Origin of the sequence: Aeromonas sp. MR19 (assembly GCF_963899305.1) — a bacterium.
GTDB lineage: Bacteria > Pseudomonadota > Gammaproteobacteria > Enterobacterales > Aeromonadaceae > Aeromonas > Aeromonas bestiarum.
This window is the reverse complement of the sequence record NZ_CAWQWZ010000021.1, coordinates 331471-345771: the sequence shown is the minus strand read 5'-3', so window position 1 is coordinate 345771 and position 14301 is coordinate 331471. Positions and strand designations below refer to the sequence as shown.

Below are 14301 nucleotides of genomic sequence, written 5' to 3'. Positions count from 1 at the left end.
GCTCAGTCACCTGCTTGACGGCGGCCAGTTTAAATTCTTCCGTGTAACGTTGCTGCTTGCTCATAACACCTCCTGAATGACCTCAGTTTGAGGCTCTTGAGGTGTCTAGGAAAGTAGGGGCGATTCAAGTAGCTGCCCAGCCAGAACCTCAGTCAAACTCCCTATCGTAACCTCAGCAGCCACAACAACAGATGCAATCTGCGGCCAATCCTGCCCCTCAGTCAGCCCTGATGGCTCCTTCTGCTATTTCATCCCCTGTACTCTCAGAACTCAGTGAGCGCACCCTGAAAGAGAGGGCACTTTCCTGGGCACCAAAAGCGCTCAGCAACCAGAAGAACTAGAGCGGTTACTTCATCACGGTGAATGCTCAACACTCCGCCGGAGTATGGCGGAGTGTTGTTTTGTTGCTATCTCCCAGACCTGGGTTCAGAACCTGCCATTTAAGCCCACTCGGAAAGTGTCGTTGCGTTCATTTGATCCAAGATTGATTTTGTATGAAACCCCTAGCTGCCAGGCGTGTCCCAGGTTGAAGTCGATACCCATATCCAGGCCGGCTAAATCGCTGTCCTGAGCATCGGGCTTGAGGCTGTAAAGCATGCCTTCGTCGCCCTGATCGGTATAGCGCATCTTGTAGTCGCTACTACGACTGAAGTTGTGGCCCCAAGCCAGGCCAACCTTGGGTGTCACCACACCAAGCGGAGCCATCAGGTCATAGCTAGTACGCACACCGAGGTAGGATGTGAAATTCTCTTGGCGTTGCTCTTCATAGGACAGACCGTAAATGCCGCCACCACTTTCACGGTAAGCCTCCATGAGGGTTGTGCTGGCGTTCAAGCGGCCGTAAGGCGCCAGCGACAACGGCCCCTTGCGGTATTCATAGCTGGCAGTCAGGGATGCGAACAATTGATCTGCATCCCGCGAGCCACTGGCATAGTCATCTGCGCTGTCGGTGATGTAACGGCGTGAATCAAAACTGATACGGTTGTAGCCTAGCAGGCCGTCGACATATACCTGCGGCGCCTGGTTCAGGCTTAGATAAGTGGCGATACCGATGGCCTTCCCATCACTGCGAGTGTTGTTCTTGCCGATATCACTGCGGTCGTTGCCGTAGCCGATACCGACACCGACGATGGCAGTTGGTGATAGGCGATAGTCTGCACCGGCGCTCAGGCCCAGCGTAGTGAAGCTGTTGTCTTGCGCGCCCTGCGCATGGGTAGAGCCGATGTTGACGAAGCCGTCGCTCCAGAATGCCAAGGCGTCCTGTTTGCAGCCGTTCTGCACCGAGGTTGCGGCCTTGCCTTTTTCCAGTTGTGCCTGGTTGGCGGAATCTCCTTGCTGACTCTGGATAGCTTTGGCGATCTCGCCCAGAGGCATGGCACTGTCATCCTTGCGTAAACTGGCATTGAACGAATTACGGTCGCAATTTGTTTGATGCAACTGCTCAAGACGTCGGTTGAAGTTGTCCATCTGAGTGCCGGCGAAGCGCTCTGCTGTTCGGGTTTGAGCGTTAAGCAGGCCGATAACTTCGGCATCCTTGGTCGGGTCTGGACGTTCCTTAATGATGAAGCTGACGGTGCTGGCTGAGCTGGCACCGCTACCGTTCCGCAGGCTGAAGCTGACGATTGCCGTCCCAGCGAAGGCGACCGACGGTGCGAAACGCATCGAGAATGGGCCCGTCATCGTTACTCGCCCGGCGGAGGCAGGGGTGACCGAACCCAGAGTTGCCTGGGTGAACGGGCCACCGGTGGCACCTTGGGTCAGGTCAACTGTGGCAGACTGTCCCACGGCCAGGATCTGGCTGGATGCTGGCACGGAGATCTCCATGGCAGAGATGGTGACCGAGAAGTTTTGCAAGCTGGTGGCGCCGTTGGCATCAGTGACTGTGATGGTCAGGTCGGTAGTACCGGCGGTGCTTGGCGTACCACTGATGAGGCCGCTGGCGGCATTCAGGCTCAGGCCCTCAGGCAGGGCGCCGGCGGTGATCGCATAGGTGTAGGGCGCGGTGCCGCCGGAGGCGGTGAGCGTCGCACTGTAGCTGATGCCGATAGTGCCGTTGCTCAATGTTGTGGTGATCAGACTGATGCTCGGCGGGTTGACGGTGATGGTCACCGTAGCCGGGCCGGAGGTGCCGCTGGCATTGGTGGCGGTGTAGGTGAAGCTGTCGGCACCGGAGAACCCGGCGGTCGGGGTGTAGGTGATGCTGGTGCCGCTGGCGGTGGCAGTGCCATTGCTGGCGGCGCTGGCCACGGCGACGCTGGTGGCAGCGCCGCCACTGAGGGCCAGGGTGATCGGGTTGGCACTGCTGTTGGCAGCGACAGTGGCGCTGACGGCACCGGCAACTGGTGCCTGGGCATCGATGGTGAGGGTATAGGCCTGGGAGCCGGTCGCGCTGTTGGCATCGGTGGCGGTCACGGTCAGGTTGCTTGCGCCGCTGGCGCTCGGCGTGCCACTGATGGCACCTGTGCCGGTATTCAGGCTGAGGCCAGCTGGCAGACTACCGGCGGTGATCGCATAGGTGTAGGGTGCTGTGCCGCCGGAGGCGGTGAGCGTCGCGCTGTAGCTGGTGCCAACAGTGCCGTTGCTCAACGTGGTGGGGCTCAGGCTGATGCTCGGCGGGCTGACGGTGATGGTCACCGTAGCCGGGCTGGAGGTGCCGCTGGCGTTGGTGGCGGTGTAGGTGAAGCTGTCGGCACCGGAGAATCCGGCGGTCGGGGTGTAGGTGATGCTGGTGCCGCTGGCGGTGGCAGTGCCATGACTGGCGGCGCTGGCCACGGCGACGCTGGTGGCCGTGCCGCCACTGAGGGCCAGGGTGATCGGGTTGGCACTGCTGTTGGCGGCAACCGTAGCGCTGACCGGGCCTGCGATCGGTGCCGGTACTGTGTATGTATAGCCGTTGGTCAGGGTCGCGCTGCCACCAGGTGTGGTGACTACCACGTTCACCGCGCCGGCGGCGTGGGCCGGGGTGGTCGCGGTGATGGTGGTGGCATTGTTGACTGTGTAGCCGGTGGCCGCTGTTCCGCCAAAGCTTACGGCGGTAGCGCCAGTCAGATTGGTGCCGGTCAGGGTGACTGAGGTGGCACCAGTGGTGGAACCACTGTTCGGTGCAGCGGAAGTCAGGGTCGGTACTGCGGAGCTGGTGACCACCAGGGTATAGGTGGCGACACCGCCCTGATTCAGGCCGTCATTCAGGGTGATGCTGAATGTGTAGGTGCCGGCCGTAGTTGGCGCGCCGTGGAGCGTGGTGGTCGGGCTGCCCGGCGACGGGTCTAGGATCAGGCCGGGGGGCAGGCAGGGCGTCACGCCATCGTAGTCCGGGTCGTTGGCATCGCACTCCACCCATTGGTCCAGCGGCAAGGCGCCGCCGGTCGAGCTGATGGGGATACTCATGGACTGACCTACCGCCACGCTGGGTAAGGTACTGCCCGAAGCTGGACTGGTGATCACGGGAGCCGCGGCCATTGCCTGGGTGGGCAGTGCCAACATGACCAGCAACATAAACAGTGACATCAGCGGGTGTTTTACTCTGGTACCTGGTGCGGTAAGTAGTGTGCTCATGAGGGCTTCCTGCCTTGCGACCGGTTCGTGGGTCGTATCCAACGTGATGTTGATAAAGGTCCTACGGTTACGGCATGGTTACAGCTAGTCCAATCCACTGGTCTTGCATGGTGTTCAAGGGTTGTCGAGGTTCTGTTTGACAGCAGGCCTGGCAGGTCGCTGCATCTGGGTATAAAGGCCGCTATCGGCACAGGGCTGGAAGCCAAGTCGTTCATAGAGTCTGCGGGCCGGGCTGCCTTGTTCGACGCTCAGGCTGCAGGACTGACGATCGGCATCCGCCTCGGCGAGCAGGGTGCGCAGCAACTGAGTACCTATGCCCCGGCCGTGCCAGGCGGGGAGCAGGGCAATATCGACGATGCGCATATCATGGGCCTCGCGATTCACGCACAAACGCCCGATCGGGCTGCCGGCCTGCTCAACGATCAAAAAGTCCGCGGTGGGAAAGTGATTTTCATAATGCTGGCGTTGCAGTTCGGCCTGTGAATACAGGAACGCCCGGCGCTGGGCATCGTTCCAGCCAGGTACTGCGCTGACTTCGGCCCAGCGGCGTGAGGCGTACAGCTTCTGAAGAAATCCCAGGTCGTGGCCGTTCTGCTGGCGCAGTACGGCCACGTTGCCTGCTGGCAAAGGGAGAGGGGTGCTATGAGTCATGAGGATTTGATCGGGTACTCGCCATCCAAGCATATACAGTAGGACAGCGTCTGGAAGGGTTGCAGGGTGTTACGCAAGGCCGTCGACGTTGCGCCACTACCGGCGTTGCTCACCGTGGTGGCAGCCAGTGTCTGGTTTGTCGCCGTCGGTGCGGTGTTGTTGTACAGGCGTATGTTGCGGGGTTGCGCCAGGTAGGCGGTGTTGTTGGGAATATCCAGAGCAGCCGCCGATTCGCTGCCGTCCTTGGCCAACACCTGATGGGTATGCGGGGCGAAGTTGCTGGCCACCATGGTTATCCGGTCGGCTCCCATGGTCGTGCCAACGGGCCTGTCGGTCAGCCCGGGGCCGGCCCCGGCCCCCATGGCCACGCGCCCGTTGAGATTGGGCAGTTTGAAGTTCTGCCCTGGTGTGCCGCCATAAAGCGTGCCAATCACCGAATAGAGCGCAGGATTCTGCTGGACGGTGATGAGCGAGCCATCGCAGTACGCCCAGTTTTGCGGGACGAAGTTGTAGGGGAACAGTCTGATTTCACCGATAAAAGCATCCATGATCGTTCATTCCAGATTGAGTAGAGAGGGTCACTGGTGTCGGGTCGGATAGAGGCCGACCAGGCAAATGATGTAGTTGACGGCCAATGACCCCATCAGGTTGCTATGGGGGGTTGCAGCACCACCGGCCGGGATCAGTGCCGAGTCGAGAAACTGCGGATTCATCGTGACGGTGGCAGAGGTTCCGGTTCCTGCGCTGTACAGCCCGGTGATGATCCCCGCACCCGTGAATTTACCGAAGGTCATGCCGTTCGGTGTTGTGCTGGGGGACGGACTGGCCGATTCGGCATCGTTGGTGCTCACCCAAAAGGCATGGCTATGGGGCGCTGTGTTTTCCGGCTGCATGGTCACGGTTTCCGTACCAAAGGTCTGGGTCAGCGTCCTCGGGGACAGGCCCGTCCCGCTGCCCTGGCCCACCAGCAGGCGACCCCGGTAGTCAGGCAGGCCGAATGTGGTGCTGCCGTTGCCGCCATACAGGGTGCCCAGTAACGAATACAGAGCTTGATAGTTATTGATCGACAGGGTTCTACCGTCACACAACGCCCAACCTTCAGGCGCATAGTTACCGGCAAACATGCGAATTTCTCCGACGAAGGCTTCAGACATGTCAGTTTCCTTGCTTGAGAGTCTGTAAACAGCGATTACTGGCGCGGTGGATAGATACCCGTTGTAGCAATGCAAAAATACCCGACAATGGAGGGCTGCATGTTCGGCATGGGTGTGCCAGGCGTTGGGGTAACGGTCGCATTGTTGAGGGCAGTCAGGGTGCCCGTGGCCGGTGTGTAGGTTGGTTTTGCCACGACGCCTTTGGAGTTCGAGCTGACGGCGGGAATGTTGCCGCCCGGGTCATCGTTACCTGGGTCGGTGGAGACATGTGTGGCGTGGTTATGCAGGGCCACCGAGCTTTGCGGCAGCGCTACAGTCTCGCTACCGCCAACGCTACCCAGTGCGTGCACATCCATGATCGGAGGGAGAGTCGAAGCCTGAAAGTTCTGCCCCAGGGCAACCCGTCCACGCAGATCTGGCAGGCCGAAGGTGGTGGTGCCGTTGCCGCCAAAGTTTTTGCCCAGTAGGGAGGCCAGCGCGACATTGCTGTTGAATGGCAAAACCTGCCCCTCACAGGGAAGCCAGCCTTCAGGTGCCCAGCCCCAAGGGAACAGGCGAATTTCACCAAGAAAGGGATCCATGTTCTTTTCTCCTTGAACAAGATAATGGCGCCGAAATCCATTTACTGCAGGAGAGTAGCAAGCGCTTGTAGACAATAGACAGGTTTGGATTCATTTGGCAAGTGCGTTTTTTAATGTTTAATTGCGCTTGCTACGAACCTCGAATAGTTGATGTATTTACTCAACATCTATTTTCATAAAAAGCACTGAAGTGACTTAGCGTAAATCGTAGAAAAACACCATGCTGTAACCAGCATCTATCCCTCAACCTGTATCCCATCCGCACGCTATATCGTCGAATGTAGGCGTTGAAATGCAGCGCGCACGCTGCACTATCAAAGTGAACTGGCCAACTGAAAGGGTGGGTACTTGCGTCACTTTGCTTCTATATCTACTGCAATGATTGACATCAATGCTATCTGACTCGATATCGAACAATGGATAGTTATGCCGTCATCACAGGCCAGGAGCGTATTAAACTGATCTATCATGCCTAATCAAAATATGTGGCTGATCGTAGTAAAATTCCTAGCAGACTAGCTAAGGTATAAACTCGAATATGAGATACATGAGATGTCGTTGTCGAATCCTCCGGGCCATCTTTTTTAGGTGATACCATGGCCAGAGGTGCTCAATAATAAGATTGCGTTGTTTATTGGCTGCTGAGTTAAAACTGGAAGACATGCTCGCTAAATAGCGAATCACTAATAGAGTGCGACACCTTGACTGTTCCATCACCACTCTTGGGAAAAGGATATACTGTTGTAACCCACTATGTGGCAGCCTGGTAAAGGCGACCAATCCAATTAATCAGTCTCTAATACCCTTTCCGTCCTCTTGGTCATCCACTTTATGTGGATGACTAAGACCTCTTTCAAGTAAATCAATAACCCTCTTCGCACGTTTTCCGATCCTGCTGCAAGGTGGCCCACCGTTTTCTCTATTCTGGTATGACATCCTTGATGCCCCGGCGGTGGGCAAGGTACGGCTGCCGTAATAGATAGCAGGCTGTGCATGCCTCATGTGTGCGGGTAGCAGGGGAACCAGACGACTGGCCCGGATGACACCGGCCTAGTCGGGATGCCCGCGCTTTGGGGGATCCTCTGGCGGTGACAGGGGTTGCGATCCATCGTCATGGAGGGGTTGCTGATCGCGACTGGCCAGCACGGTGCGATTGCGGCCCCGTCGCTTGGCTTCATAAAGTGCCTTGTCGGCCTGTTTCAACACGGCGTTGAGATCGTCATCGCTGCCGGGCCAATGGGCGACCCCGAGCGAGATGGTGATGTGGCCGGCGCCGGGCATCGGATGTGCGGCGACCCGCTGGCGCAACCGCTCGGCGATTTCGAAGGCGAGGGGGAGCGGCAGGCCGGGCAGCAAGACCAGAAACTCTTCACCGCCGCTACGACACACGGCATCCGCCTGTCTGGCGCCTTGTTGCATCAAGGCCGCGAGGGCGGCCAGCACCTGGTCCCCGACATCATGGCCGAAGCCGTCATTGATCTGCTTGAAGTGATCTATATCCAGCGCTATCACGGCGAGTGGCTGGCCCAGCGCCTGATAGCTGTCGAGCACCTGCTGCATGCCCCGGCGGTTGAACAGGCCCGTCATGGCATCGGTATGGCTGTCATTGTGCAGCTGGGTGATCCTGGTATTGAGCAGCCCCAGCCCCTTGAGCATGGCCTGCTTGAGCTGGGCGGCCTCGAAGTACCAGACCCGGATCCTGGCGATGTTCTTCAGCGACTCTTGCTGATCCATCAGCTTGGCCTTGTGGGCCAGCTGCCACAGCGGCCTGGAGATGAAGATGGCGGAAATCCAGATGAACAGCAGGATCAGCAGGTTGATGGGAATGATCTTGAGCAGCACGTGCATCATCTGCTGATCCAGCCCGGCCAGAGTAGCGGCGCGGGGACGCTGTGCCACCACCCCCCAGTGGGTCTGCGGGATGGGGGCGAAGCCGGCCAGCATCTCTGTACCCGTCTCGTCAGTCAGTGCGAGTGCCCCCTCTTCGCCATTCAACACCCGATCGACCACCCCGTTGTCACGGATTTTTTCACCGACCCTGGCACTGTCCGGGTGATAGATGCGGGTTCTGTTGCGATCCACCACATAGAGGGAGGAGCCATCCTGATAGTAGTGCTGGCCCAGTATGCCGGAGAGCATGTTGTGTGACTGGAGGTAGATGGTGCCCGCCACATAGCCCAGATAGGCCTGCTCCTTGTCGAAGATGGGGTAGGAGATGCTGATGAGATAGTTGCCAGAGAGAGAAACGAAAGGATCCGTGATCACCGGCTGGCGGGTCGTGATGGAGAGCCTGGCGCTCTGGGAAGTGAGCCTGGCGCCCTTGATCTGCAGCGTATCGGGATAGGCGGCCACGACCACGGCATCGGCATTCACGACGGCCACCGAGTTGAAGGTCGCCGTCTGCTGTTGCAGTCGCTGCATTTCACTCAAGAGGGTGCTGTCATCCTTCATGGCGGGGGCGAGCAGGGCGGCGCTGTAGGCCAGCTGGCTTTGACTGGACTGGAGCACGGTGTTGGTCATCTCGGCCAGCTTGGCCGCGTAGACGCGATTGGCATCCAGGGTGTTGCTGATCAGCAGTGCCCGCTGCGCCTCGTAGGTGGCATAAAAACTGTTGCTCAGGGTCGCCATGACACTGATGACGGCCAGTGCGAGTATGAGGCTGCGCAGGTCAATTTTCAGGAACCGAGGAAGTAGCATGAGCGGGAAGGCGTCCGGTATCAGGGGGCGGTAGTGGAAATGAGCCGGCTGATTCTAATGGAGCCCAATGCCGAAAAGCTACTACTATCCGGCCTGGCCCACCCATCTCAATGCCTTGATCGAAAAGATGATCTTCTCTATTCCCCATCACTGGCAGGCACGGATCACGCAATAAAGGCAGTCGTGGGGCCGTCATCCCTGACAGGGCCTCTCCCTGGGGTGGGCGAGGCGGCGAGTGCGCGCGGCAAAGGTCAATCCGGCTCGCCCGTTGGCGCGACCATGGCCGCGACAATCTGCCAGAAGGCATCGATGAGCGGGCCCTTGCTGTGGGGCGGGCGAAGGAGGCCTATGGTCCAGCTTGCTTCGGCTTCGCGCAGGGGCAGGGTAAGCACATCCGGGTGCTCTATGGTGGTGGAGGAGGGCACCAGGGTCCAGGCTATATCCGCCGCCGCGGTGGCGACCCCGGCGGCGAAGTCGTTGACGTACTGGATATCGCGAAAGCGCACGCCGCTCTGGGCCAGGTAGTGCATCAGGTTGTCGTAAAACGAGGGTGCCTTGTCCCGGCGCAGTATGGCCAGCGGCTTGTCCACCAGATCCGCGAGTTCATTTATGCCGCTGTAGCTGGCTGGCAGTACGGCGACAAAGTGCGCCTGCACCACAGGCAGGCAGTGCCACCCCTTGGGGGCGGGCAGGCGGCAAAAGCCGAGATCCAGCCTGCCTTCGCTCAGGGCCAGCAATTGGTGATGGGTGGAGAGGTCGTTGAGCTCTATGGTCACCTGCGGCCGCTCGGCGCGAAAGCGGGCGATGGCGGCGGGCACCAGTATCTTGGTGGCCACGCCGAAGCCGATGCGCAGGGTGCCGCTGTTGCCTGCCAGCACATCGCGGGCGGTGCGCCCTAGCTGTTCGCTCTGGGCCACCAGGGCGCTGGCATCCGCATAGAGCGCCCGTCCCAGCACGGTCAGGCGGGTGCTGCTGGCGTTGCGCTCGAACAGCTCACCGCCGAACTCTTCCTCCAGCCGCCTTATCTGCTTGCTCAGGGCCGACTGGGTGACATGCTGACGCACCGCCGCCTGACCGAAGTGCAGCACCTCCCCCAGGGTCACGAAGGCTTTCAGATCCCGTAGCTCCACCACAGCTCCTTTCATTCCTGTTGGGAATGTTGAATGGCCATATTTGTCATTGGACGGAATTTTAGAACTGTTCGATGCTTATGCCAATTTATTTGGGGCGCCTTGACTGGGGCGCCGACTTATCAGAGATGGCTGACACCATACGCGCAGAGGGAGCAACACCAGATGCATCACCATATGTTCAACGACTTCCCGAAAGACTTTCTGTGGGGCGCCGCCTCCGCCGCCTATCAGGTGGAAGGGGCCTGGAATGCCGACGGCAAGGGCCCCTCTGTGTGGGATCTGTTCACCAAGCTGCCGGGCAAGACCTTTGAAGGCAGCAACGGCGATGTGGCGGTCGATCACTATCACCGCATGGAAGAAGATGTGGCGTTGATGGCCGAGATGGGGCTCAAGGCTTACCGCTTCTCGGTGAGCTGGCCGCGCATCTACCCGACCGGCCGGGGTGAAGTGAACGAGGCGGGTCTCGCCTTCTACGAAAAACTCATCGACACCCTGCTGGCGCACAAGATCGAACCCGTGCTGACCCTCTATCACTGGGACTTGCCCCAGGCGTTGCAGGATGAGTACGGCGGCTGGGAAGACAGACGCATCATCGACGACTTCGAGCGCTACTGCGTGACCCTGTATCAGCGCTTCGCCGGCAAGGTGAAGTACTGGGTATCGCTCAACGAGCAGAACTACAACCTGACCAACGCCTATCAGCTCGGCACCCATCCCCCCGCAGTGCAGGATCGCAAGCGCTTCTTCGCCGCCAACCACATCGCCTTCCTGGCCAACGCCCGGGTGATCAAAGCGTTTCGCCAGCACGTGCCGAACGGCCTGATAGGCCCGAGCTTCGCCTATTCGCCCGCCTATCCGGCGTCATGTGATCCCAAAGACATGCTGGCGTTCGAAAATGCCGAGGAGTTCACCAACTACTGGTGGCTGGACGCTTACTGCTTCGGTCGCTACCCCCAAGCGGCGCTCGCCTACCTGAAAGAAAATGGCGAGGCACCGGAAATACTGCCGGGAGATCTTGAGCTGCTGCGTGAAGGCACGCCGGATTACATAGGCGTCAACTACTACTACACCCTGACCTTTACCGACAACCCCCTCGGCGGCCAGACCCTGCAGCGCATCAACACCACGGGGCAGAAGGGCACCACCCCCTCGAGCGGTATTCCCGGCCTCTACAAGACGGCGCCCAACCCGCACCTTGAGACCAGCAACTGGGACTGGGCCATAGACCCGACCGGGATGCGCATCGCCCTGCGCCGCCTCTCCTCCCGCTACGGCTTGCCGCTGATGATCACCGAGAACGGTCTCGGCGAGTTTGACCAGCTGGGGGCGGATGACAAGGTGCACGATGATTACCGCATCGCCTACCTCAAGAGTCATCTCGTTGCCTGCCAGCAGGCATTGCAGGACGGGGTCGAGCTGATTGGTTACTGCGCCTGGTCCTTCACCGATATCCTGAGCTGGCTCAACGGCTACCAGAAGCGTTACGGCTTCGTCTATGTGGATCGCGATGAGCAGGGCGGCTCCTTGCGTCGCATCAAGAAAGAGAGCTTCCACTGGTATCAATCGGTGATCGCAAGCGGCGGCAAAACGCTGTAAATCACTCGGTTCGGATTGTGTTGGAACAACAGGCTCTGCTACGGAAAAGGCCCCCTCGTGTGAGGAGGCCTTTCGTTTTACCGCCGACCTCTTGTGCGATGCAGGAGCATGCTGCGATGGGCGCTAGATAAACATGCCGCCCGAGGCCTCGATGCGCTGGGCATTGACCCAGCGATTGTCATCCGAGAGCAGGGCTGCTATCACGCCGCCTATGTCGTCGGGCTGGCCGACTCGCCCGAGCGCGGTCTGGCTGGCGATGAAGTCGTTGACGGCCTGGTTGTCCCGCACCACACCCCCACCAAAATCAGTCTCGATGGCACCGGGGGCCACCACGTTGACGGCGATCCCGCGCGGGCCCAGCTCCTTGGCCAGATAGCGGGTCAACACCTCTATTCCCCCCTTCATGGCGGCGTAGGCAGCGTAACCGGGCAGCGCGAAACGGGTGAGGCCGGTCGAGAGATTGATGATGCGCCCACCATCGCGGATCAGGGGCAGCAACTGCTGGGTCAGGAAGAAGGTCCCCTTGAGGTGAATGTTCATGAGGGTATCGAACTGCTGCTCAGTGGTCTGCTCGAAGCTGGCGTGGATGCCGATGCCGGCATTGTTGACCAGAAAGTCGAACCGCTCGCGTTGCCACTCCCGCTGCAGCAACTGGCGCACCTCGGCCGCGAAGGTGGCGAAGGAGGCGCTGTCGGCCACATCGAGTGGCAAGGCGTGGGCCTTGACGCCGAGCGCATTGGCCTGCGCCACCACTGTGGCCGCCTCTTCGGCCTGGCTGCGATAGGTGATGATGAGATCGACGCCTTTGGCGGCGAGGGCCAGGGCCGAGTGTTTGCCGAGGCCGCGGCTGGCGCCTGTGATGAGGGCGATGGAACGGGTCATGGTACGACTCCTGTCAATGGGGTGGAGGCGGGCTCGGGACGAGCCGCTAGTGCCACTCTATTGGTGCGTGCACCATGGATAAAGATGGTAATAATAGATGCACTGTTCCGTTCAAAGTGACAATGATGCCATGGATCAACTGGATGCGATGAGAATGTTCATGCGGGTGGCCGAGCTTGAGAGCTTCACCCGCAGCGCCGAGCAGCTGGGCATGCCCAAGGCAACGCTCTCCGCGGCCATACGCCGGCTGGAAGAACAGCTGGGCACCCGCTTGCTCCATCGCACCACCAGGCGGGTGCAGCTGACCACGGATGGTCAGCTCTGCTATGCCCGCAGCCAGGAGCTGCTGGCCGACATGGAGGAGTTCAACGGGCTGTTCCGGCAGGGGGGGCAACTCAGCGGCCAGCTGCGGGTGGACATGCCAAGCCGGATGGCGCGCCATCTGGTCATCCCGGCGCTGCCCGGTTTTCTGGCGGCCCATCCAGACCTGCAGCTGATGCTGAGCAGCACGGATCGGCGGGTCGATCTGGTGCGTGAGGGCTTCGACTGCGTGGTGAGGGTGGGGGCGCTGGAGTCCTCCAGCCTGGTGGCGCGCCCCCTGGGTCACTACCGCCAGATCAACTGCGCCAGCGCCACCTATCTGGCTCGCCACGGCACACCGCAGACGCTGGCGGATCTGGCGCAGCACAGGCTGGTGCACTATGGGGCCGGGCCCGGGAGTCGGGAGGCCGGTTTCGAGTATGTGCAGGCCGATGGCACTCGCACCGTGCTGGCGATGGCGGGGACCCTCACGGTGAGCGACAGCGAAGCCTATCTGGCGGCGGCGCAGGCGGGGCTGGGGATCATCCAGCTGCCAGGAGTCGGGGTCGAGCCGCTGCTCGCCAGTGGGGAGCTGGTGGCCATACTGCCGCAGTGGCAGGCGCCGCCCTTGCCGATCCATGCCCTCTATGCCCATCGTCGCCAGCTCTCGCCCCGGGTGAGAGCCTTTATCCACTGGCTGAGCGAGGTGCTGGATGAGGCGCTGGCTGGTGACTCGGCGGTCGTCACCTGATGCGGGGTCGGTAACGGATGACCTACATCCGTCATGCGGGGAGCCTGTGATCAGAACCTCTATGACGGCCATCGAGGATCCCGGTTTGGCGTGGGCGGGGGAGATCGGCATAATGGCGCTCTCACAGAGCAGAGGAGATCTCATGAAATATATCGGAGCCCACGTCAGTGCCGCCGGCGGGGTGGAGAACACCATAGCCCGCGCAGAAGCCATCGGCGCCAACGCCTTCGCCCTGTTTACCAAGAATCAGCGCCAATGGCAGGCGGCGCCGCTCTCCGAGGCCAGCATCCGCGCCTTCAAGCAGGCCTGCGAGAAAGCCGGTTTTCGCCCCGAGCAGATCCTGCCTCACGACAGCTACCTCATCAATCTGGGGCATCCGGATCCCGACGGCCTCGCCAAATCCCGCGATGCCTTCCTCGATGAGCTCAAGCGCTGCGAGCAGCTGGGGCTTTGCTACCTCAACTTCCACCCCGGCAGCCACCTGAAACAGATCCCGGAAGCGGCCAGCCTGAAGCTGGTGAGCGAATCCATCAACTGGGCGCTGGAGCGCAGCCAGGGGGTGACGGCGGTGATCGAGAACACAGCAGGGCAGGGCAGCAACCTCGGCTGGTCGTTTGAACACCTGGCCGCCCTCATCGACGGGGTGGAAGACAAGAGCCGGGTCGGTGTCTGTTTCGATACCTGCCACGCCTTCGCCGCCGGTTACGATCTGCGCACGCCCGAGTCCTGTGCCCAGGTGTTCGCCGACTTCGACCGCATCGTCGGTTTCCAGTATCTGAAGGGGATGCACATCAACGGTGCCAAGTGCACCTTCGGCAGCCGGGTCGATCGCCACCACAGCCTGCAGCAGGGCAATCTGGGGGAGGCGGTATTCCACCACATCATGAATGACGAGCGTTTCGACGGCATTCCGCTGATCCTGGAGACCATAGACGAGTCTATCTGGGGCGACGAGATCCGCTGGCTGCGCAGTCTGGCCAAGGCATAACCCGTGCAGGAGA

11 protein-coding genes are annotated in these 14301 nt (G+C 60.4%); 3 read left to right on the top strand and 8 right to left on the bottom strand.

Features of this window, described 5'->3' with window-relative positions:
- Positions 1–426: 426 nt before the first annotated feature.
- The 7 genes from AACQ95_RS14335 to AACQ95_RS14305 all read right to left on the bottom strand — a co-directional run bounded on the left by AACQ95_RS14335 (position 427) and on the right by AACQ95_RS14305 (position 9768).
- Positions 427–3555 carry an autotransporter domain-containing protein gene (locus tag AACQ95_RS14335; protein ID WP_277604356.1) on the bottom strand — a complete coding sequence of 1043 codons (3129 nt, stop codon included), beginning with the start codon at positions 3553–3555 and terminating at the stop codon, positions 427–429.
- Between the two features lie 114 nt (positions 3556–3669).
- On the bottom strand, positions 3670–4167 hold the full coding sequence (locus AACQ95_RS14330) for a GNAT family N-acetyltransferase (protein ID WP_241278844.1): 498 nt from the start codon (positions 4165–4167) through the stop codon (positions 3670–3672).
- Between the two features lie 35 nt (positions 4168–4202).
- A complete protein-coding gene (locus AACQ95_RS14325) occupies positions 4203–4754 on the bottom strand; it encodes a phage tail protein (RefSeq protein WP_241278843.1) in 552 nt (183 codons plus the stop codon).
- Positions 4755–4784: 30 nt separating this feature from the next.
- The gene (locus AACQ95_RS14320; RefSeq protein ID WP_241278842.1) at positions 4785–5360 is read right to left on the bottom strand and encodes a phage tail protein; all 576 of its coding nucleotides are present in this window, start codon (positions 5358–5360) and stop codon (positions 4785–4787) included.
- Between the two features lie 35 nt (positions 5361–5395).
- Complete coding sequence (locus AACQ95_RS14315) at positions 5396–5941, bottom strand: phage tail protein (protein ID WP_241278841.1); 546 nt, start codon at positions 5939–5941, stop codon at positions 5396–5398.
- Between the two features lie 1050 nt (positions 5942–6991).
- Positions 6992–8638, bottom strand: a complete 1647-nt coding sequence (locus AACQ95_RS14310) for a sensor domain-containing diguanylate cyclase (protein WP_241278840.1) — start codon at positions 8636–8638, stop codon at positions 6992–6994.
- 251 nt (positions 8639–8889) lie between these two features.
- Positions 8890–9768, bottom strand: coding sequence for a LysR family transcriptional regulator (locus AACQ95_RS14305; RefSeq protein ID WP_103470861.1), 879 nt, complete (start codon positions 9766–9768; stop codon positions 8890–8892).
- A gap of 165 nt (positions 9769–9933) precedes the next feature.
- Between AACQ95_RS14305 and AACQ95_RS14300 the strand changes: the two genes are divergently transcribed.
- Positions 9934–11367 carry a glycoside hydrolase family 1 protein gene (locus AACQ95_RS14300; protein WP_241278839.1) on the top strand — a complete coding sequence of 478 codons (1434 nt, stop codon included), beginning with the start codon at positions 9934–9936 and terminating at the stop codon, positions 11365–11367.
- Between the two features lie 123 nt (positions 11368–11490).
- Here AACQ95_RS14300 and AACQ95_RS14295 read toward each other — a convergent pair whose 3' ends face one another.
- Positions 11491–12249 carry an SDR family NAD(P)-dependent oxidoreductase gene (locus AACQ95_RS14295; protein WP_241278838.1) on the bottom strand — a complete coding sequence of 253 codons (759 nt, stop codon included), beginning with the start codon at positions 12247–12249 and terminating at the stop codon, positions 11491–11493.
- A 130-nt stretch (positions 12250–12379) separates the two neighbouring features.
- On the opposite strand from AACQ95_RS14295, the gene AACQ95_RS14290 reads away from it, so the two are divergent.
- The gene (locus AACQ95_RS14290; protein ID WP_339357904.1) at positions 12380–13300 is read left to right on the top strand and encodes a LysR family transcriptional regulator; all 921 of its coding nucleotides are present in this window, start codon (positions 12380–12382) and stop codon (positions 13298–13300) included.
- A 142-nt stretch (positions 13301–13442) separates the two neighbouring features.
- Complete coding sequence (nfo, locus tag AACQ95_RS14285; RefSeq protein ID WP_241278836.1) at positions 13443–14288, top strand: deoxyribonuclease IV; 846 nt, start codon at positions 13443–13445, stop codon at positions 14286–14288.
- The last annotated feature ends 13 nt before the right edge of the window (positions 14289–14301 follow it).